This is a genomic window from Legionella rubrilucens (genome assembly GCF_001468125.1).
Classification (GTDB): domain Bacteria; phylum Pseudomonadota; class Gammaproteobacteria; order Legionellales; family Legionellaceae; genus Legionella_C; species Legionella_C rubrilucens.
Window position 1 is genome coordinate 447,648 of the sequence record NZ_LNYT01000022.1, and the last position, 19,459, is coordinate 467,106.

Consider the following 19,459-nt stretch of genomic DNA (forward strand, 5'->3'; position numbering starts at 1 on the left):
GAATGTGGTATTTTTCCTGGATTTTAGGCACGGCCATGGCTTGTATTTTTGCCATCATGAACGCCGTGTGGCTGGAACTGCGGACAGACGATGGATTAAAAAACACACAGGCCGACGATAGCCAACCCCTGGTGTGATCAATCGGCCTGCCAGAGCGAGTTGATAAAATAGCCGCGATGATCGGTGTAATTTTTTACGATCTTGAATCGGGCATCGGCGGCCAGTTTTTCAACCTGCGAACGAAGGTATTTGTAGGATGTCTCCACGTGGATGGGTTCAAATTTCCGGAAGGTAAAGGCGGTATTTAAATCATCAATGTCCACGGTTTGTTCTTCGAGACTCAAGAGATAACTTTCCATCGCGCCAGTATGCACATTGTAGGTGCCGTAATGATAGAAGGCATCGACATTGAAATGGCCATGCAAATCATGGTTAATGCGCTTTAACAGGTTGAGATTGAATTCACGGGTTAAGCCATCGCTGTCATTATAGGCTTTCATAAGAATATCAATGTCCTTTCGGAGGTCGAACCCGATAAGAACATAGTCCCCCTGATGCAGGAAAGTGCGCAGGGTGTCCAGAAAAAATGCGGTGCTTTGCAGGTCAAAATTGCCAATGCTTGAGCCAAGAAACAAGACCACATTGCGTTGACTGCAATTGTTCATAAGCCATTCCATTCCCACCAGGTAATCGGAATTTAAGGCAATGGTTTCAATACCAGAAAATTGCGCACTGACCCGATCAATGACATGATCGAGGAAGTTTCGTGATATATCGATGGGAACATAAGTGAAGGCGCGGTTGTCGTTAATGAACTGCTCAATTAGAAGCCCCGTCTTGATGCCTTCCCCCGGACCGAGGTCAATTAAATTGAATGTCTCACTGCCTAGCCGTGTGGAAATGTCTTCCTTGTAGCGACGCAGGATTTCCAGTTCGCACCCGGTTAAATAATAATCGGGATGACGGGTTATTTGGTTAAACAACTCTGAACCTACCTCGTCATAATAATATTTGGATTGTATTTGTTTGTCGGTTTGCGACAACCCGAGACGGATGTCTTCTCGTAACTGCTGCTTTTCATCGCTTGTTTCATCAATAAGCTTAATGTATTGGCTCATGTTATTATCCTTGGTTATCGGCGGCGAGACGAATCCCGCTGAACTGCCATCGCTTATCGGGCTGAAAAAAATTACGGTAGCTGGCACGAATGTGATCCTGTGGTGTGATGCAGCTTCCTCCCCGTAATACCATCTGATTGCTCATGAATTTGCCATTGTATTCCCCCAGAAAGCCGTTCTCGCTGCGATAGCCGGGGTAGGGGGAGAAGGCACTGGCAGTCCATTCCCATAAATCACCAAAAAATTGCTGCGGGTCGTGAGTACATTCCGCATTGACCGGATGAAAGCGGCCTTCTTCCATGAAATGGCCGTTTGCCGGCGTTAAGGGCTGGCTCACGACAAAATGTTCCCACTCCTCTTCCCGAGGCAGACGGGCACCACGAAAACGGGCATACGCTTCCGCCTCGTAATAACTGACATGCGTCACTGGTTCGTCAGGATGAAGCGGCGTCATCCCGTTTAAGGTATAGATTTGCCAGGTGTTATCCTGCCTGACCCAGTAAAGTGGAGCCTGCCACTGATTGGCCTGCACGCAATCCCAACCGTCTGCCAGCCACCACTGTGGTTGCTGATAACCGCCTGCGTCAATGAACTCGAGGTATTCTTCGTTGGTGATAAGACGATTAGCCAGGCGGTAAGGCTTAAGTAGGCAAGCATGCCGAGGTCCTTCATTATCAAAACTAAAGCCGTCATCGCCAAACCCGATATGAACCATGCCGCCTTCGGAGTCACTGAAGGTCAAGGGGGTTTTTCCAGAATCTTTTTCTCTGCTGGCGCGCCTCGGAAGGTAAGCAGGCCAATCCGGATGAATAAAAAAATTATGTTTGATGTCCATGAACAGCAGTTCCTGATGCTGTTTTTCATGTTCAAGACCCAAAAGCAGTAACGGGGTGAGTTCTTTCAGTTGCTGACAGGGCATTTGTGCGATGAAATCCAGCAGGTGATCGGTCACATGGCGGCGATAGCGGTAAACGGTTTCCGTGGTTGGCCGCGACAACAACCCTCGTTGTGCCCGCGTGTAGGGCTTGCCGATGCTTTGATAATAGGAATTAAATAAATAGCCAAAGGTTTGATCAAACAGGCGGTAATTTTTGTGCTGCGGGTTTAACAAAAAGGTTTCAAAAAACCAGCTGGTATGGGCAAGATGCCATTTTGGCGGACTGACGTCCGGCATGCTTTGAATGACATAATCTTCTGTCAACAAGGGTTCGCAAATGGTTTCGGTGGTATTTCTGACCGTTAACAAGGCCTGACACAGGGCTTCTTTTTCCATCAAAATAATCCTTTATTTTTGTAGCGCCTTATTTTGTAGAAAATGAATAAATAATAGTAAATCTAGTCAATGAACAAGAAGTTCGCAAACCTAAAAAGCAAAGTGATTCCTCGCTTTATGTCAATTAATCAAGCACTTTTTATAAAGCTATCTATACTCTAAAGAGGAAAAAGGCTTGCTCTATTGGTCTGGAGGCGTGATGAAAATATCGCATGGGGTGTTAAACAAAGCCGTTGATGCCAACATTATTTCCAGAGAGCAGGCGGAGGCGTTGTTTGAATTCCTGCAGAAGCAGCCCAATCAGGGGCCTGCATTTAATTTGACCAATGTGCTTTACTACCTTGGCGGACTGTTAGCCATTGGCGCGATGACTTTATTTATGAATCTGAGTTGGGAGGCATTTGGCGGTTGGGGGATTTTTTACCTGTCCGTTCTCTATGCCATTCTGGGGCTTTGTCTTGCTGCGATTTGTCAAAAAAAAGAATTGCATGTGCCGGCTGGCATCTGTGCCACCTTTGTTATCTGCTTAACGCCGTTGGCCATTTACGGTTTGCAGGTGGCCATGGGTTGGTGGCCCGATCAAAGCACCTACAGCGATTACCATCGCTACGTGCAATGGAACTGGATTTTCATGGAACTGGGTACCTTGGCGGTGGGCGTCATTCTGGCGTGGATTTATCGCTATCCCTTTATGGTGATGCCCATTGCCGTCACACTCTGGTACCTGTCAATGGACATCACAGCTCTGATTGCTGGCGAAAATGCCTTTGATTTTGAACTGCGTGCCCTGGTGTCCATGTATTTCGGATTGGCTATTGTCCTTTTGGCTTTTTGGGTTGATGTGCGCTCACGTCATTCCGGCGATTATGCGTTCTGGTTATACCTGTTTGGAGTGATAGCCTTTTGGGGCGGGTTGTCCTCGCAAAATTCTGACAGCGAATTATCCAAGTTTTTTTATTTCTGCATTAATCTGCTGATGATAGGTATTGGCGTGGTGCTGGTAAGGAAAGTCTTTGTGATTTTTGGTGCCTTGGGCTGTGCCTTTTATTTAGGGCACCTGGCATGGAATGTATTTAAAGACAGTGCGTTCTTCCCTGTGTCACTCACAGCCATCGGCATTCTCATTATTTATCTTGGTACGTTATGGCAGAAACATGAGCATTCGCTCACTGAAAGGGCACAATCCCTGCTGCCGAAACCTTTGCAGGAATTACTCAAGGCCCGTAATGACTATTGAACGGCGTCATTCATTAAACTCTGGTGAATAAGGCGGAGATTTCCAATGGTAAGTAAATACGATGCGATCATTCTTGGCGGCGGCAAGGCGGGTAAAACCCTGGCGATGGATTTGGCAAAAAGCGGCCAGCATGTAGCAATGGTTGAAGATAATCAGATTGGCGGCACCTGCATTAATGTGGCGTGTATCCCTACAAAAACACTGGTTAAATCAGCCAAAATAGCCCATTACTGCCGTACAGCCCAGGCCTATGGGTTACAGGCTAATCTTGAGCCGGTGGACTTCAAGGCCCTGCGTGCCCGCAAGCAGGCGGTAGTGAAAGGCATGCGGGATGCCAATTTAAAACAATTTTTGGATTCCGGAATGGATTTATTATTGGGCCGCGGCCGCTTTGTGGATTACAAGACCATTGAAGTGACTTTCGGGCAGCCGCAGGATGGCAAAAAAACAGAACGCATCACAGCCGATCGCATCTTTATCAATACCGGGGCTTTGCCCTTCATCCCCCCCATCAGCGGTTTGTCCCAGGTTCATTACCATACCAATGAGACCCTGATGAACAGTGAGTATTTGCCGGCTCATTTAATCATCATTGGCGGCGGTTATATTGGTCTGGAGTTTGCGCAGATCTTTCGCCGCTTTGGTTCGCAGGTCACCGTCATTGAAGCGGCACCGGTTTTTCTTGCACGCGAAGATCGGGATGTGGCCGAGCAGGTGCAAACCATGCTTCAGCACGAAGGGATCCAGATCCTGATCGATGCCAAAATAAATCAAGTGTTGAAAGAAGGTAAACAGGTGATGCTTGACGTTTACCACGCGGGGCAATCGGTCAACGTGGCGGGCAGTGATATCCTGGCGGCGGTCGGGCGCATCCCCAATACCGCTGGTTTAGGCCTTGATCGCACTGGTGTGGCCGTGGATGAGCGCGGCTTTGTGAAAGTCAATGATTACCTCGAAACCTCAGTGGATGGCATTTGGGCTTTAGGGGATGTGAAGGGTGGTGCGCAATTTACCCATTTATCCTGGGATGATTATCGCCTGGTGAAATACAACCTGACCCATCCTGACAACAAACGCAGTATACATGGCCGCTTAATCCCCTACACGGTGTTTCTTGATCCTGAATTGGCACGCCTGGGCATGACCGAGACGGAAGCGCGTCAATCCTGCCGTGCGGTTAAAATTGCCAAAATCCAGGCCGCGATGATTCCCCGTGCAAAAACCCAGGGGGAAACAACGGGCATGCTCAAAGCGGTCATCGATGCCGATACGGACGAAATTCTCGGGGTTTCTATCCTCTGTGCGGAGGCGGGAGAAATTTTAGGCGTTCTCCAGGTGGCGATGGAAATGAAATTACCCTATCCGGTGCTGCGAGACATGATGTTTGCCCATCCAACCATGGTGGAAAGCATTAACATCTGGTTTAGCAATGTTCATTAAGCAGCATTCAACTTAAGGAAGAGTTAAGCCGGGTCTGTTATATTGCCCAGTCTGTTTATAATTTGAATAAAAACCGATGCTGTTAAAAGAGCAGATTGTTGCACGAAGTATTGACGAAGACCAAAAGGCTGTCGCTGAACAGTGGGCTAATACCTTCAAGTACAGCCAAACCGACAAGCGAGCCGTCCAGATGGCGCAACTGATGGCGGCCTGCATTGCCCGGGGTGAGTTTCGCGTCCGTGGTTATTTGAGCAAAAGCGAAGCACTGGAACCTCCGACCGATCAATTAAGCGTCATCGATTACCTTTCCCATGCCAGCCGCATTATCTTTGATTATAAAGGGTTATCCCTTGAAAACCGGCAGGAATTTTTAACGTTTTTCCCTCTGCCCGAAGACGACAGTGCTGTGGTTTCCCGTTCGGCCACCCACGGCGTGGATCGGGACAAGTCCAATGCCATTGTCGAATTAAAAGGCCTGATGTTGGGTCTGGCCGGGCAACTGCCGACTTACCTTAAAACAGCCCGTGATTTTGGCGTGAACATCGCCATGGGGGGAGAAAGACAACGGAATGCCAACCAGAAAACCATCACCGCCAATGGTTACAGTGGCCATTTGTATTTTCACCGCTACGATGAAAAGCAATTGCTCATGGCAGGCCTCGAACAAAGTGCGCCCTCTACATCGGCCCTGCACCTTTTGTGGGGCGAATCAGGCCCTGTGGACAATGAACAGTACGGTACCGATCAATTTGGCCAGGGGCATTCGCTGCTTGGCGCCTCGGACGTTTATACTGCCGCCGGTTCGCTGTATTTCAGCGATCCTGTTTACCAGGCCAAATTAATGATCGAAAAACAATGCTTTCCGCCAGATAAATACGGCGCGATGCAGGTTAAATTAACCGATGAAAACTGGCCTCAAATAAAGCAGTTTTTAATTGAGCTTCAGGGAAACAGTCAACAAGGCAAAATCGACTCCCTGATGAAGCAGCTATTGGTAAAACCTGCGTCAGCGGTAAGGGGCGAGCGTGAGGTAAAAAGTTTTATCGCCCTGGATTTCACTACCTACCTGCATCGGGTTTATGATGCGTTTATTGCGGCCAACAATCTGGACGAAAATAAAGCAATATTGCTTCTGCAGAATCAGTTGTTGGCGATGATTATCCGATTACAGCAGGGAGATGCCAGTTTTTATCAGGCCTTTTCGGTGAAAGTAAAGGCAATAATGGGCTTAAAAGGGTTGCCAGACACCTACATCACGGCGATGCAACGAATTGATGCTTTATTTACTAAACAATTGAGCGTTGATCCCCAATTAAAAAATGTCCAGAAGGAAATCCTGCTTGAACAGCGCCTGGACAGTTTACAGGCTGAAGCCGTGGAACTGTTGCAGAAGTTGCGGCTGGTGCGTGAGTATTTTACTGCGGAATATGTCAGTGATGATGAAGACATCAAACAGTATTGCAGGCAGTTAGACGTAGCCGAGCAGAAATTAAAAGCCTGTTATGCCGAGGTTTCGAAAACACCCTCATTGGAAAGCAGTTGGCTGATGCTGGGTGCAGACGTTAACGAAAAAGCCATGGATTTTTTAAATGAGGCCATTGAGCAGGGCAAAAACAGTTTACAGCAGGCCCCCAAACTGCATCCTGCGTCCACCGTGCAGCGGTTCCGAGAGGAGCTTGGGAAAGTACAGATGGCTAATGAAACGCTTAGTATGCAAATGAAGCTGCAGGATGCGTTTTATGAGGAACTGACGCAGGAAAACAGCCTCAAAGCCACCCTGGAAATGGACAAATTACAGCAACAGCATAAGCAGAAAATCATGCGCATTGAAAAGGCGCATCAATCAGAGCTTACCCGGCAACAGCAGCGATACGAGCGGCGGACAAAATGGATGGAACCGGTTTTACTGCAAGTGATGAAACTGGAGGACAAGGCTAAAAATTTACACGAACGCGGCAAAACGGTCGCCAGCGACAAGGCTAATCAGTTAGCCATCGACGTCCGTTCGAAACTGCAGGAATATTATCGCAGCAATAAAACCGACCAGCAGGCGTTAAAAACCCTGAAAGACGAAACCCAGCATCTGATGGATGGGTGTGTCGAAACTTTTGAAGATCATCGTGGCTGTAAAGAAATCCTGGCTGGAATCCTGATGCTGGTGATTGGTTATTTTATCGCGGTTGAAATCATGAAAAAGAAAACGGGAAAACCAACGCTCTTTTTGACCGAAACCCAGTCGCTTAAAAAACTGAACAACCTGCGTAACGCACTGAACAACGTCAACCTGGACAGTGAAGACTACCCAGAGGATGAGGACAATGCGCTGGTTATTGATGCCGCCCAGATCTGAGCGGCGGCTGCCGTTTAGGCTTTGAAGGTATTTTTATTCTCAAGGCCGTCTTCATCCTCAGACTCATGAGTGCTCTTTTGAGCTTCTTCATCATCTTCGGTAATCAGTGTCGTGGGTACTTTACCGCTATCCTTGTCCCTGATATTGATAGAAACATGATTGGGTAACTCGGATGGATCGTGTACCGTTGACTGATCCGGTGGGGTATTTGACGGTGCGCTGGCTTCGTCCTTAGATGCTTCCGCCAGGGCGAAGGAGAAGGCAAGGAGTCCTTCAAAAAACAAGTCCACCAGGAGTTTTGATTTACATAGCGCGTTGTTTTCGTCATCACAGGTATTGTCTTCAGCAAACAGTGCGATAATCAAGCCCAGTTGTGTAGCTGCCAATGCAAACTGCAAAAATTGCACCCCCTTTTCACTGCCATGGGTATCCGTACGGAACATGGCAAAAAGTGCGATCAATATTTGTGCGAATTTAGCGGGGATGACGGCTTTGACATCAAGATTCTGAAGGCCGGAACCTAAAATTTCGGTGACAGCCTGAACCCTCTGCGTGTGTCGATGTCCGGAGGAAGACGAGTAGGCAGCGGGTCTGAGGGTATTTATTGCGTTATTAAAAAAACCAGACATTTTTATTTCCTTATAATTAAATCCACATCTTTTGGCTGTAACACCTTATCATAAAAGGCAAATTTATAAAAAACCGTTTAAAAGTAACAAAAGTGTAAAGTATTGTAAAAAATTTATTTTGTGTTATTATTGCGCTAACTTAACCAATATGATCAATTATGCCTGATTTAAGCTCTTTAGGATCAACAGTAAATCACAAGGAGTGGAAGGATGATATTTTCAGTTGGTGGAAAAAAGAAAAACACCCAACCCTCACGGGGCGTTTTTTCCCCAGTTATCAAACCAGTCTGCTGGATAAAAGCATCACCGAATTGTCATCCTTACTGACGACTCAGGAAAGGCATTTAATAGAAAAAAAACTGGCTGCCTTGCAATTGCTGCGGACTCAGATCCTGAATTGGCAGCACATGCACACCATTAATAAATTACCGTCGCATCGTCACAGGGTCATCAAAGAACTCCTTAAGAAGGTTGATAAGGAAATACAGACCACGGAAGACGGCAGGGTTAACAAGGCGGAGGCAAAGCCCAACCCCCTCCGGTTAACGCAATCCTTAGACAGGGAGCAACCTGTTCTTTCATTCCCATCCAGTGGTGAAACACTCTACAGCTGGTGGAAAAAACACAGCCAACTGCATTGGTTGACCTGGCGCTCCGATGCCACCAAAGAACTCGATAAAGCCATTCGCTGGTATTCCAACTCCATCATTATTGATCAACAACAGGCTTTACAGCAGATTTTGCATGCGATTGATGTCTGGCTTTATGCACGCAATGGATTAAGCAGCCGCCAATCGCGGGTTTTGGAATTAAAAAGCAGGATAGAAGAAACATTGACCTCCCTCCAGGGGGTTGATGAAGAAAGAGAGGCCAAGGCATTCTCATTCAATTGTCATGAATAAACGGTACTTCACTCTGCTTCTTGTTGCCCATGTTTTCATTTTTTGTTTAAGTAATGTGCTGGTGCAATACCCCTTTGATGTGGCCGGATTTAAAACCACCTGGGGTGCTTTAAGCTACCCATTGATTTTTATTTTATCCGATTTAACCGTCCGTCTTACCGAAGCAGCCACAGCGCGCCGGATTATTTATCTTGCCATGCTCCCTGGCCTGGCGGGCTCTTACCTGATTTCCAATGTGCTGACTTACCATACCCTGGTTGCCGGCAACGCCATGGCCCTGCGCATTGCCTTAGCCAGTTTTGTTGCCTACGTCTGTGGTCAGTTAAGCGATATTCTATTGTTTCAGCGCCTGCGTCAAAAGAAGCCGTGGTGGATTGCGCCCACGTTTTCCACGACCTGGGGGAATGTGCTCGACACGTATTGTTTTTTCTTCATTGCCTTTTTTCACAGCAGCAACGTGTTTTTAAGCCAGCACTGGTTGGAAATTGCCAGTGTCGATCTGGTGTTTAAGTGGCTCATTAGCCTGGTGTCGTTTGTGCCGCTTTATGGCTTAATCCTTGCCTGGATTCTACGCTCCCGGCAAAGAGCCGGGGAAGCAGCGGCCTAATTCACAATGGCGGCCAGGGCAATACTGCCTTTGCCTGCATGAAGACCGATGGCCGTGGAGGCCGGCTCGATGAAGGCAGGCTCATAACCAAAGGCTTCCGTAGTCATTAAGGCAAATTCTTCCGCCTTTTCCGGCACGCCCGCATGAATAATGCAATAGTTATCCAGACCCTTGTCACTGGCCTGCTCCTGAATGAGCGACACCAGTTTGCTTAAGGCTTTCGTTTCGCTGAACGCTTTGTCATGGATGATGCCTTTTCCTTCTTCGTCCAGGCTGATGATCGGCTTAACACCAGAAAATTGCGCCAGCATGCCTTTCAATTTGCTGACCCGTCCCGAACGAATTAAGGAGTCAAACTGGTTGACCATGACAAAAATTTTCGTTTTGGCAATTTTATCCTGCAGAGACTGTTTAATTGCCTCAATGCTGTGTCCGTCAGCGATCAATTCCGCGGCGTGATTCAGTAAAAGACCCTGGCTGCCGGCGACATGGCGGGAGTTAATCACGTGAACATTGGCAAACGGCTGGCTCGCTTTGACAATGGCATCGTGTGTGCCGCTTAACGCTTTAGCCACACTGATAACCAACACCTGTTCATAATGCGCTGAAAGATGCCGCAGCTTTTCTTCTATTAAAGCGGGGGCGGGAAACGATGTGGTCGGGTAAACCACGGATTGAGTTAAATGATCATAAAAATTTTCACCGTCCAGGCAATAGCGATCCAGTAAATCATGGCCGTCGAAATGGACATTGATGGTGATAAAATGGATTTGATACTGATCAGCCACGTCGTGTGGGATATTGGCGCAAGTGTCAGTGACTAAGGCGATGGGGTATTGACGCTGGTGGATAATTTCGTATTGACGAAGCATGTCGTCGACTTTGGGGTATTGCACTTTGCCTAACGATTGCAGGGAAGAAAAAACCTGCCAGGGTTTATTGCAGTGGAGATGCAGACGGCAGATGCGGGAATTGGCTGTCAGTACAATACTGTCGCCTTTGTCCTGAACAGCCTGCGTGATGGCGGCTTTGTCAATTCCCTCGCCGACTAACATGGCCTCGGTACAATAACGGGTAACAGGTGGTTGGCCACTGACGGGTTGATCTTCATGATGTGATTCACAGTGCAGGAGATCGATTGTTTCCCGCTTTTGCAGGGGATTGGCCAAAAACTCTGCGAATCCTCTCACAAAAAGACGAAATCCCAGGGCGCCGGCATCCACCACATGCGCTTCCTTAAGAACCGTTAACGTATTGGCAGTCCCTTGCAGAGCCTCTTCAAGGGGAGGCTCGGTTTCAATCATTAACTGGTTGAAACAAGAGGTCCGCACGGTTGCGTGTTCGAGGGCTAAGGCCCAGGTTTCCATGACCGTCAGGATAGTGCCTTCAACCGGATTAACAATGGCGGCGCGCACGCTGGCTGCTGCACGGCTGACCATGGCCGCAAAATACCGCGTATCCAGTTGCGGCGGCATCGTGGTGTCTAAAAGCCCATTAAAAAACTGTGAAAAAATCATGCCGGAATTGCCGCGTGCCCCCAATATGCCTGCATCTGCAATGGCGCGGCATGTTGCCTCCATGCTGGTCATTGGTTTGGCATGTATGACGATGGCTCTTGCGGTGGCGGCCATGTTATCACCCGTATCGCCATCGGCTACCGGAAACAGGTTAATGGCATTCAGTGATTCGCGTTGTTGGATGAGGGTGTAACACGCATGAATAACTGCAGAATGGAGCAATTCAGCATCAAGGTGCAATAATGCCATGGCTAACAAAATTCAGTGACTTTCCATTAGCATACACCGACTTTTGATTGGCTTCATCCCTCTTGGCCTTAATTTATTAACTTTTAATAACTTATGCCGGCAAACTTTACTTGACATCTCGCATGGCGCAACCGAACATAGCGTCTATATTCATAAATTTAGTCGCAGGGAGAGCTGAGATGATAAAACAGAAATGGCTAATCAGTGCTGCTTGTTTTTTAAGTGCGCATGCATTTGCTGATGGCCTGTTGAATAACCCGGTTGTCAATGGTCAAAAAGTAATTACCCTGAGTGCAGGGCCTGCCTGGTATTCTTCAGGAAGTACCCAGACTGTGACGCTGCAGCCCGATGTTTTAAAAACCTACATTGGCGACAGTGAAACGCGCGTTCTTGGCACGGCTGAAGTTTTCTTTGGAATTCAATGCCTGCTGACCAATCAGATTTACAGCCAGTTCGGGATTGCCGCCGCTTACGCTGGCAATGCCAAATTGCGCGGCGATGTCCTCGAGGACGGCGACCCGAATTTTAACAATTTCGTTTACCGCTACCAGCTTAATCATGGCCGCGTTGGCTTAAAAGGCAAGCTGCTGGGTGATTTTGGCTATTGGGTTACCCCTTATTTGAGCGGTAGTGTGGCTGTGGCGTTCAATCATTCCTTCGACTGGTCATTAACGCCCAAGATTTTTGAAGAAGTCCCTGCACCGCCGTTTGCTTCCAACACCACAACCGCTTTTGCCTATACGGTCGGTGCCGGTTTGCAGGCGCCGCTGAACAAACATTGGCAACTGGGCCTGGGGTATGAGTTTGCCGATTTAGGCAAAAGCCAATTGGGTGCGGCCATTGGCCAGAGTGTGAATGATCGATTCAAGGAAACGCATCTTTATACCCATCAACTGCAATTCAGCGCGACGTATTTACTCTAAAAGGATTAAGAAATGCGAGGGATAATTCATTTTATCGGACTGGTTTTCTTAGGCTTGCTCTCAATGGATGCACTGGCGGGAGCACAGCCTAAATTTTCTTTTTTTGTGATTGAGCGGGGACAGCCGGTTATTACCTCGGATGGCGCTACCCAGGTCATTTATCAAGTCACCAATAACACTCGGATTACCAGAACCCTGGTGATGGTGCCAAGGCCAGGTCTTGCGCTGGTTGCGGGTCTGCCTGGCAAATGCGACGCGCCGTTTACCCTGGCACCGGGGCAATCCTGCCAATTGCACATAATCGTTGTAGGCAGTGAGATTGGCAGCGGTGTTTCCGGGGGGCCTGTCGTCTGCAAAACTTACCTCCCCAACAGTACGATTCCGGATACATCCCTCTGCTCTCAACCTGCTTCCGGCGACACGCTCAATATCAGAGTTGTGGGATAATTTGCACGAATCCATGCCCGTCTTCAATGAGTGATACGGAGGCGGGTCGAGTGATTGTATTGCATGCGTTGAACTGCAATATTAATTGCCACGGTCGCTGCGGCTGTCGCGAACGGCACAAAAAGCACCATGCCCCAGGGGATGGAAAATGAAATATCCAACAGGGCTGAAGCCAGGTAACTATTAATGGCTATTGCTGTAATACTGGCCAGAAATCCTGCATAACCGCCAATAATGAATGCCTCGCTGCTGCGTATCCAAAGCAGGGCATAACGGCGCATACCTAACAGTTTAAGGATTTGTGTTTCCTGCTGTTTGCTGCTGCTGAACGACAGAATAGCCAGTGCCGCCACCACGAGACCTGCCAATAATGCGAAGAGGGTAATAAAACTGACGGCATTCCCTGCACTGGTGATGATGGCTTGAATACGCTTAAGGGTATTCGCCACATCGATGAGGCTGACGTTAGGGAATTGCTTCACCAGTTTAATCAGAACCGTTTGTTGTTCAGGCGGCACATACAGGCTGGTAATCAGCGTATGGGGAAACGCATCCAGTAGCCCCGGTTTAAACAGCATAAAGAAATTGGGTTTAAACGAGGTCCAGTCCACTTTGCGCAGACTGCTGATCTCAACCTGCATCTGGCTGTCCCCTAGCTGAAAAGTCAGACGGTCGCCTGTTTTTAACCTAAGCCGGTTCGCCACACCCTGTTCGACGGAGACCCAGGGTTTATCGAGGTTTAAAGCCCAGCGGCCCGCAGTAATGTCGTTGCCCTCGGGGAGTTCTGCAGTCCAGGATAAATTAAGCTCCCGTTGCAACGCATTGATGTTTTTGGTTTCTTCGCCAAACAGGTTTTTTACAGGCTGATGGTTAATTTCAATCAATCGCCCGCGTACGACAGGATAAAAAGCGGCTGATTGGATGCCCTCCTGTTGAAGCAACGAATGGAGGTCGTTCAATTGCGAGGGTTCGACATTAATGATGAAATAATTCGCGGTATTGGCCGGCAATTGTTGCCGCCAATTGGCCAACAAATCATTCTTAAGCAGAAACAGGGATAAAATGGCAGTCAGGGCAAGGCCGATGCCCACCACCTGCAGGGCACTGTCTTCGAGATTGCGGGCAATGTTATTAAACCCAAAACGCCAATTCAGCGGTATGGCCCGCTGGCTTTTCATCAGCCCAAAAATCAACCATAAGCTGGCAATGACGACGCCGACATAGGCCACACACCCCATCAGCACAGCGACCGTCATGCTTAAGGATTGGGTATACAGGTAGGCCAGCAGAGCAAGCAGTAATAAGGCTAAGCCGTAAGTCAGGTAAGCGCTGTTTTGCCCGATGTGATGCTGCTCGCGGAAAATAGCAATGGCTGTCACCTGGCGCAATGCCCAGATATTACCCAAAGAAAAACAGAGCAGCAGGAGCATGCCGCTTAACAGACTAAAGACGAAGGGGATTGCGTGGATTTGCAGTTTAACATCCGGCAATAAGCCGCCCAACCACTGAACCAGTAAAGGCTGCAATCCATAGCCCAAGAGCGCCCCTGTCAAACTGGCCAAAAAGCCGAGAAGGCTTAAGCCAATGAGATAAAGGGTAATCACCTGCTTTTCAGACGCGCCGAAACAACGCAACAGGGCCACTTGTTTTAAATGACGCTGACAATAGCGTAACGAGGCCATGCTGACTGCCACACCCGCAAGTACCAGACTCATCAGGGTTCCCAGGTGCAGATAATTTAAGGTGCGCTCAATGGTTCGGCTGACGGCGGGCGTGCTGTTTTGGCTATCAAGCCACTGCTGCTGATCGGTGAGCTGAGATTGAAGCAGATCCTGCAATTGTGCGAGTTTGTCCGGGTTGCCTTTCAGGAGCCAACTGTAAATGAGGTTGCTTCCGGGTCTAATCACCTGGGTTTTATCAATGTCGGTCTGATTCATCAGGATGCGCGGCGAAAAAGAAAACCAGTCGCCCGTCTGGCCGGGTTCCTGACGGATAATGCCGGCCACCCGGAATGCGCCTGCGCCGATATGAATGGTCTCGCCGAGAGTGACGTTGAGCAGGGGCAACAGACGGGGATTGAGCCAGACTTCGCCCGGGGGCGGCGCATGGGCGATGTGACCTTCGGCATCATCCATTCGTAAGGCTATGGTCAGCGAGCCCCGTAAAGGGTATAGCGGTGAGATGGCCTTGATCTGCGCTAACTGCAACTGGTCATCGTGCTCCACCATACTGAGAAAAGTCAGACTGACGGTTTGGGTGAGGTTTCGTTGTTTAGCTTCTTTAATCCATAGAGGGTCAATGGGGGCATTGCTGGTGACCACCACGTCAGCTCCCAGCAGACTGGCTGCACCCTGTTGCAATTGGAGGTTGACTGAATAGGTGAAATTATTTAATGCGCTGATGCAGGCCACAGCAATGACCAGCGCCATGAATAAAAGGGTTAACTCCCCGCTTCGCCAGTCACGGCTTAGGGCTTTAATCGGCAAGGGCCATTTCAGCATTGCAGTTGACCATCCACCAGCGGCCAATGACACTGACAACGCCTGGCCAGTTCTTCGTCGTGCGTCACAATCACCAGGGTCGTCTGATGGGAGCGATTCAGTTCAAACAGCAACTCGATGATGGTTCGGCCCGTTTGTTTATCCAGGTTGCCGGTAGGTTCGTCTGCAAACAGAATGCGGGGAGAAATCGCAAAGGCGCGGGCAATAGCTACCCGTTGCTGCTCCCCACCGGATAATTGGGTCGGGTAGTGGCCTGCACGCTGGCTTAAGCCCACTTGAGATAACCAGGCCGTGGCCACTGGCAACGGGTCATCGTATTGGCGGTTAATTTCCAGGGGCAATAACACGTTTTCCAACGCGGTCAGGTTGGGCAATAAATGGAAGGACTGAAAAATAAAGCCTATATTCCTGGCACGCAATTGGGCACGCTGGTCTTCATCCGCTATAGTTATATCCTGAGTGTCATAATAAATTTGCCCTGAGGTGGGTAAATCAAGGCCTGCCATTAAATTAAGCAGCGATGTTTTTCCAGAGCCTGACGCGCCGGTAATGGCGATGGTGGCTCCTGCCTTGATTACCAGATTAATATCTTTCAAAATAGGCACTATTTGATCACCACTGGGCACGGTGAAATGGACATTCTGTAATCGAATTAACGTCTCTGGAGGCGACATGAAACCTCTGCACACAGGTCTTGTTCTCTTTGCATTGATCATAGCACCCCTTTACGCAAAGAACATTGTGGTTCTTGGGGATAGCCTAAGCGCCGGCTACGGAATTGATATCCAGAAAGGCTGGGTCGTACTGCTGAGTGAAAAACTCAAGCAGGAATATCAGTCCTACCGCATCATTAATCTCAGTACCAGCGGGGATACAACCAGTAATGGTTTGCGAAAGTTAAAGCCGGCATTGCAAAAATATCAACCAGAGGTCATTATTATCGAGTTAGGGGCTAATGACGGCCTGCGCGGCCTGCCGGTGAGGCAGATGAAAGACAATCTTGAAAAAATGGTAATTGCCAGCCAGAAAACCGGCGCTAAAGTCATTGTGCTTGCGACCCTCCTGCCGCCCAACTACGGTTCGCGTTACCTTGACCAGTTTAATCAGGTTTATGCTGAATTGGCAAAAGCTTACGGGATAATTTTAGTTCCCATGTTTCTTGATGGCGTGGCAGGTGACAATGAATTGATGCAAAAAGACGGTCTTCATCCCAATGAACGGGCGCAACAGCGCATTCTGGACAATGTATGGCCGCATTTAAAACCCGTGCTGGAGTAAAACAGGCAAGGTTTTTGCCTGTAAATTACGTTTTTATAGTTTAGTCGGTGCAAAACAGACTACGAATGATGGCTGACTAGAAGATCAATGAGAAAGGGGAAGGTTATGAATAAATTGACGTGCTTGCTCGCAGCCTGTTGGCTGCTTTCAGCCTCGGCGGCCATGGCGAATCAGCAAAGCTGGCAATCCTGGGTTGCTGAAGTGCGTAAGCAGGCCCTGGATCAAGGCATCTCAGCCGAGTTGTTTGATGAAGCCTTTGCTGATATCCGGGAACCAAGCCGTCAGGTGAAAAGTCTGGCACGCTCTCAGCCGGAACATCGATTGACGTTCACCAAGTATTTAAATACCCGCGCAGACAATTACCGCATTGCCATGGGTAAAAAGAATTACACCAAAAACAAGGCTATCCTGGACGAGGTGGCTGCCCAATTTGGTGTCGATCCCTGCTTTATTGTTTCATTCTGGGGTATGGAAACCAGTTACGGTACCTACATGGGCAATTTCCCGGTCATTAAGTCATTAGCGACCCTGGCTTATGATTCCAATCGACCTGACTTCTTCCGTAAACAACTCTTTTTAGCCCTGCACATTGTCAATGACGGGCATGTGTCTCTGAATCATTTCAAGGGCGAGTGGGCAGGGGCATCAGGTCAGCCGCAATTTTTACCGTCAAGCTGGGTAGAATATGCGGTGGATTATGATGGGGATGGCCGTAAAGACATTTGGGAGAGTAAACCCGATGTGTTCGCCTCGATTGCCAATTACATGAAGAAGAACGGCTGGCAGACAGGGCAACCCTGGGCTATCCGGGTGAAATTGCCTGCGAAATTTGATTATACTCTGGAAGGTAAATCCATCGTCAAACCGGTCAGTGAGTGGAATGCGCTTGGCGTTCGCACTGAAAAAGGCGAACCCTTGCCTTACCAGGAATTGGAAGCCAGCATTGTTCAACCGCATGGCGGCCCGGTCTTTCTGGCATTCCCCAATTACAAGATGATTTTGCGCTACAATAATTCTATCTACTATGCCGGCGCGATTGGGTACATGGCGGATAAAATCTGTAACCGCGTGCAGTAACGGCAAGCAGCCGCACCAGCGCCGCTCTCGGTGCGGCTCTTCGATTTCAAGGAGGCTTTGGTGACCACTTTTCTCGATAAGACCGCAAGCTTAACGCCGCTTGCCCGCCGAGTGATCTGCGACAAAGCCACCGAATACCCTCACACGGGACAATACACCCAGCCTGTAAGCCGGGGCACCTACCTCTGCCGCCGTTGCGGATTGGCCCTGTTTCGAGGAGAAAGTCAGTTTCATTCCGGTTGTGGTTGGCCGAGTTTCGATGACGATATCGTTCAGGCGGTCAAACAGATTCCCGATGCAGATGGCCAGCGGACTGAAATTGTTTGCGAGCGCTGCCAGGCGCACTTGGGTCATGTGTTTACCGGTGAGCAGTTTACTGCCAAAAATCGGCGTCATTGTGTGAATTCGGCGGCCCTGGATTATGTTGCGGACAGCGAGGTGCTGGATACCGAAGAGGCCATTGTCGCGGGGGGGTGCTTCTGGGGCATTGATCACTTCCTGCGTCGATTACCCGGGGTGTTGAACGTGGAGGTGGGTTATACCGGCGGGCATGTGCCTGAACCAGGCTATGAGCAGGTTTGTCAAGGCAATACCGGCCATTACGAGGCGGCGCGTGTGGTTTTTGATAAAAGTAAACTGGATTATCACGCCGTCATCAAGCGCTTTTTTGAAATTCACGATCCAACCCAACGCACGGGCCAAGGGCCCGATCTGGGCCAGCAATACCGCAGTGCAGTGTTTTATTATAATGACGAACAAAAGGCGACGATCGAGGGTTTAATCCAGCAATTACGGCAACGCGGTTACGATGTAGCTACTCGGCTCCTGGAGGTTCGCCCCTTCTGGCCTGCAGAAGCCTACCATCAGGATTATTATGCCAAACACAGCAAGGCACCGTACTGCCACCGGCCCGAGCCGCGTTTTGGTGACTAGCCTAACGCGGGTTGCGCGCTGTACAGTTGATTATTGCTTGTCTGTGACGCTTCAACTTCAGGACGTAAGTACTTCGCCAGATGCGTTGTGGGGTATCGCTTTAAAAACTGCACGGCCTCATGAAACCGCTGCGTTTCAGAAAGCGCGTTATTCTTAAGTGATTTAATGGCGGCCAGACTGGCATCGCTTGAAAAGAAAGTATTTAATCCTAAACGTCCTGACAGCCCGCCCAAACGAGACGATTTATACTCGTTGTATTGTCTGATCACGTCGTTGATCTGGCTCATGGTCAGTTTAGGCGCTGCGTCTTTCCTGTTATACAAGGTGTGTCGAAACGTCTTCGCACGCACCTCTTCGCCGGTTTGATTCAAGCGAATGAATTTATGAGCAGGCTCATCGCTCTGTTTTGCTTTAAGTTCTGACAACTGCCCAGGATAATAATCAATGCGAATGTTGCCCTGGTGATATTGGTCGTATTTACGTAAGGAGTTACAAAACGCTGACGCCAGCGTTCCTGCCTGCGCCCCTGCATCAAAGAAAAAAAGCTTGATGCACAAACTGCGTTGCGAGTCCACGCTGAATCCTTGCAGTAAACCGTCCTTGACCAGGTCATCGGCAATTTGCGGTACAAGCACGCTGTCTTTCTGTTTATGGGTCAACCGCAGATGGCTTGATGTACTCGGGAGATGTCTGGCAGTTTCACTGTCGAGTCCCAGAAACGTGGAGGACGGCAGGCTGCCCGGTGTTCCATGCAACCACACGCCCACTTTGGCCCTGGCAGGCAAGGGCGGTATTTTTTCTCCTTGATAACAAAGGATGACGTTTTTATTTTTTTGTCTCTCAAGTTCTACCCATTTGTTTACTGCTTCCTGCTGATCAAGGGCGAATTTTTTCCTTGGGATTGGAATGTAAAGGTAATATGTCATAGCAAGAAAACCTTTGGTAAGTAACAATTGAGTAAAGATTTGTAAAAAATCA

18 protein-coding genes are annotated in these 19,459 nt (G+C 48.8%); 11 read left to right on the top strand and 7 right to left on the bottom strand.

Annotation, left to right across the window (positions count from 1 at the left end; genetic code table 11):
* Positions 1–2: 2 nt before the first annotated feature.
* On the top strand, positions 3–137 hold the full coding sequence (gene cydX, locus Lrub_RS14465) for a cytochrome bd-I oxidase subunit CydX (protein WP_065235775.1): 135 nt from the start codon (positions 3–5) through the stop codon (positions 135–137).
* On the opposite strand, the gene egtD is transcribed toward cydX, so the two are convergent.
* Together egtD and egtB are read right to left on the bottom strand one after the other, a co-directional pair.
* Positions 138–1,118: an L-histidine N(alpha)-methyltransferase gene (gene egtD, locus Lrub_RS13815; RefSeq protein WP_058532678.1), complete on the bottom strand. Its 981-nt coding sequence runs from the start codon at positions 1,116–1,118 to the stop codon at positions 138–140. It lies immediately after the preceding gene.
* A 4-nt stretch (positions 1,119–1,122) separates the two neighbouring features.
* A complete protein-coding gene (egtB, locus tag Lrub_RS13820; RefSeq protein ID WP_058532679.1) occupies positions 1,123–2,391 on the bottom strand; it encodes an ergothioneine biosynthesis protein EgtB in 1,269 nt (422 codons plus the stop codon).
* A 199-nt stretch (positions 2,392–2,590) separates the two neighbouring features.
* On the opposite strand from egtB, the gene Lrub_RS13825 reads away from it, so the two are divergent.
* From Lrub_RS13825 to Lrub_RS13835, 3 genes are all read left to right on the top strand, one after another.
* Positions 2,591–3,628 carry a hypothetical protein gene (locus Lrub_RS13825; RefSeq protein ID WP_058532680.1) on the top strand — a complete coding sequence of 346 codons (1,038 nt, stop codon included), beginning with the start codon at positions 2,591–2,593 and terminating at the stop codon, positions 3,626–3,628.
* A gap of 45 nt (positions 3,629–3,673) precedes the next feature.
* The gene (locus tag Lrub_RS13830; RefSeq protein ID WP_058532681.1) at positions 3,674–5,068 is read left to right on the top strand and encodes a mercuric reductase; all 1,395 of its coding nucleotides are present in this window, start codon (positions 3,674–3,676) and stop codon (positions 5,066–5,068) included.
* A gap of 76 nt (positions 5,069–5,144) precedes the next feature.
* Complete coding sequence (locus Lrub_RS13835) at positions 5,145–7,418, top strand: hypothetical protein (RefSeq protein ID WP_058532682.1); 2,274 nt, start codon at positions 5,145–5,147, stop codon at positions 7,416–7,418.
* A gap of 14 nt (positions 7,419–7,432) precedes the next feature.
* Here the strand turns inward: Lrub_RS13835 and Lrub_RS13840 are convergent, their stop codons facing one another.
* Positions 7,433–8,047, bottom strand: a complete 615-nt coding sequence (locus Lrub_RS13840; RefSeq protein WP_058532683.1) for a hypothetical protein — start codon at positions 8,045–8,047, stop codon at positions 7,433–7,435.
* 158 nt (positions 8,048–8,205) lie between these two features.
* Here Lrub_RS13840 and Lrub_RS13845 point away from each other — a divergent pair, with 158 nt between their 5' ends.
* Together Lrub_RS13845 and Lrub_RS13850 are read left to right on the top strand one after the other, a co-directional pair.
* Positions 8,206–8,949 (top strand): hypothetical protein, encoded by a 744-nt coding sequence (locus Lrub_RS13845; RefSeq protein ID WP_058532684.1) that lies wholly within the window; start codon positions 8,206–8,208, stop codon positions 8,947–8,949.
* A complete protein-coding gene (locus Lrub_RS13850) occupies positions 8,942–9,556 on the top strand; it encodes a queuosine precursor transporter (protein WP_065235776.1) in 615 nt (204 codons plus the stop codon). Before Lrub_RS13845 ends, Lrub_RS13850 begins: the two co-directional genes overlap by 8 nt.
* Here Lrub_RS13850 and Lrub_RS13855 read toward each other — a convergent pair.
* A complete protein-coding gene (locus Lrub_RS13855) occupies positions 9,553–11,322 on the bottom strand; it encodes a DegV family protein (protein WP_058532685.1) in 1,770 nt (589 codons plus the stop codon). The genes Lrub_RS13850 and Lrub_RS13855 overlap by 4 nt on opposite strands.
* A gap of 179 nt (positions 11,323–11,501) precedes the next feature.
* Between Lrub_RS13855 and Lrub_RS13860 the strand changes: the two genes are divergently transcribed.
* Positions 11,502–12,245: an outer membrane protein gene (locus Lrub_RS13860; protein WP_065235777.1), complete on the top strand. Its 744-nt coding sequence runs from the start codon at positions 11,502–11,504 to the stop codon at positions 12,243–12,245.
* A gap of 12 nt (positions 12,246–12,257) precedes the next feature.
* Positions 12,258–12,692, top strand: coding sequence for a hypothetical protein (locus Lrub_RS13865; RefSeq protein ID WP_058532686.1), 435 nt, complete (start codon positions 12,258–12,260; stop codon positions 12,690–12,692).
* A gap of 23 nt (positions 12,693–12,715) precedes the next feature.
* On the opposite strand, the gene Lrub_RS13870 is transcribed toward Lrub_RS13865, so the two are convergent.
* On the bottom strand, positions 12,716–15,193 hold the full coding sequence (locus Lrub_RS13870; RefSeq protein ID WP_058532687.1) for an ABC transporter permease: 2,478 nt from the start codon (positions 15,191–15,193) through the stop codon (positions 12,716–12,718).
* Positions 15,187–15,798, bottom strand: coding sequence for an ABC transporter ATP-binding protein (locus Lrub_RS13875; RefSeq protein ID WP_237760821.1), 612 nt, complete (start codon positions 15,796–15,798; stop codon positions 15,187–15,189). The genes Lrub_RS13870 and Lrub_RS13875 overlap by 7 nt, the downstream gene beginning before the upstream one ends.
* Positions 15,799–15,865: 67 nt before the next feature.
* On the opposite strand from Lrub_RS13875, the gene Lrub_RS13880 reads away from it, so the two are divergent.
* The 3 genes from Lrub_RS13880 to Lrub_RS13890 all read left to right on the top strand — a co-directional run bounded on the left by Lrub_RS13880 (position 15,866) and on the right by Lrub_RS13890 (position 18,481).
* Positions 15,866–16,471 carry an arylesterase gene (locus Lrub_RS13880; protein WP_058532689.1) on the top strand — a complete coding sequence of 202 codons (606 nt, stop codon included), beginning with the start codon at positions 15,866–15,868 and terminating at the stop codon, positions 16,469–16,471.
* A 162-nt stretch (positions 16,472–16,633) separates the two neighbouring features.
* Entirely contained in the window at positions 16,634–17,548 is a 915-nt protein-coding gene (locus Lrub_RS13885) for a lytic murein transglycosylase (RefSeq protein ID WP_237760830.1), read from the top strand.
* Between the two features lie 60 nt (positions 17,549–17,608).
* Positions 17,609–18,481 carry a bifunctional methionine sulfoxide reductase B/A protein gene (locus tag Lrub_RS13890; RefSeq protein ID WP_058532691.1) on the top strand — a complete coding sequence of 291 codons (873 nt, stop codon included), beginning with the start codon at positions 17,609–17,611 and terminating at the stop codon, positions 18,479–18,481.
* Here the strand turns inward: Lrub_RS13890 and Lrub_RS13895 are convergent.
* Complete coding sequence (locus Lrub_RS13895; protein WP_133134103.1) at positions 18,478–19,407, bottom strand: hypothetical protein; 930 nt, start codon at positions 19,405–19,407, stop codon at positions 18,478–18,480. The genes Lrub_RS13890 and Lrub_RS13895 overlap by 4 nt on opposite strands.
* Positions 19,408–19,459: the final 52 nt, after the last annotated feature.

Excerpts from the sequence above, each read along its gene's own strand:
- cydX (WP_065235775.1), top strand. The coding sequence starts at position 3 with ATGTGGTATTTTTCCTGGATTTTAGGCACGGCCATGGCTTGTATTTTT.
- egtD (WP_058532678.1), bottom strand. The coding sequence starts at position 1,118 with ATGAGCCAATACATTAAGCTTATTGATGAAACAAGCGATGAAAAGCAG.
- egtB (WP_058532679.1), bottom strand. The coding sequence starts at position 2,391 with ATGGAAAAAGAAGCCCTGTGTCAGGCCTTGTTAACGGTCAGAAATACC.
- Lrub_RS13825 (WP_058532680.1), top strand. The coding sequence starts at position 2,591 with ATGAAAATATCGCATGGGGTGTTAAACAAAGCCGTTGATGCCAACATT.
- Lrub_RS13830 (WP_058532681.1), top strand. The coding sequence starts at position 3,674 with ATGGTAAGTAAATACGATGCGATCATTCTTGGCGGCGGCAAGGCGGGT.
- Lrub_RS13835 (WP_058532682.1), top strand. The coding sequence starts at position 5,145 with ATGCTGTTAAAAGAGCAGATTGTTGCACGAAGTATTGACGAAGACCAA.
- Lrub_RS13840 (WP_058532683.1), bottom strand. The coding sequence starts at position 8,047 with ATGTCTGGTTTTTTTAATAACGCAATAAATACCCTCAGACCCGCTGCC.
- Lrub_RS13845 (WP_058532684.1), top strand. The coding sequence starts at position 8,206 with ATGCCTGATTTAAGCTCTTTAGGATCAACAGTAAATCACAAGGAGTGG.
- Lrub_RS13850 (WP_065235776.1), top strand. The coding sequence starts at position 8,942 with ATGAATAAACGGTACTTCACTCTGCTTCTTGTTGCCCATGTTTTCATT.
- Lrub_RS13855 (WP_058532685.1), bottom strand. The coding sequence starts at position 11,322 with ATGGCATTATTGCACCTTGATGCTGAATTGCTCCATTCTGCAGTTATT.
- Lrub_RS13860 (WP_065235777.1), top strand. The coding sequence starts at position 11,502 with ATGATAAAACAGAAATGGCTAATCAGTGCTGCTTGTTTTTTAAGTGCG.
- Lrub_RS13865 (WP_058532686.1), top strand. The coding sequence starts at position 12,258 with ATGCGAGGGATAATTCATTTTATCGGACTGGTTTTCTTAGGCTTGCTC.
- Lrub_RS13870 (WP_058532687.1), bottom strand. The coding sequence starts at position 15,193 with ATGCTGAAATGGCCCTTGCCGATTAAAGCCCTAAGCCGTGACTGGCGA.
- Lrub_RS13880 (WP_058532689.1), top strand. The coding sequence starts at position 15,866 with ATGAAACCTCTGCACACAGGTCTTGTTCTCTTTGCATTGATCATAGCA.
- Lrub_RS13885 (WP_237760830.1), top strand. The coding sequence starts at position 16,634 with ATGGCGAATCAGCAAAGCTGGCAATCCTGGGTTGCTGAAGTGCGTAAG.
- Lrub_RS13895 (WP_133134103.1), bottom strand. The coding sequence starts at position 19,407 with ATGACATATTACCTTTACATTCCAATCCCAAGGAAAAAATTCGCCCTT.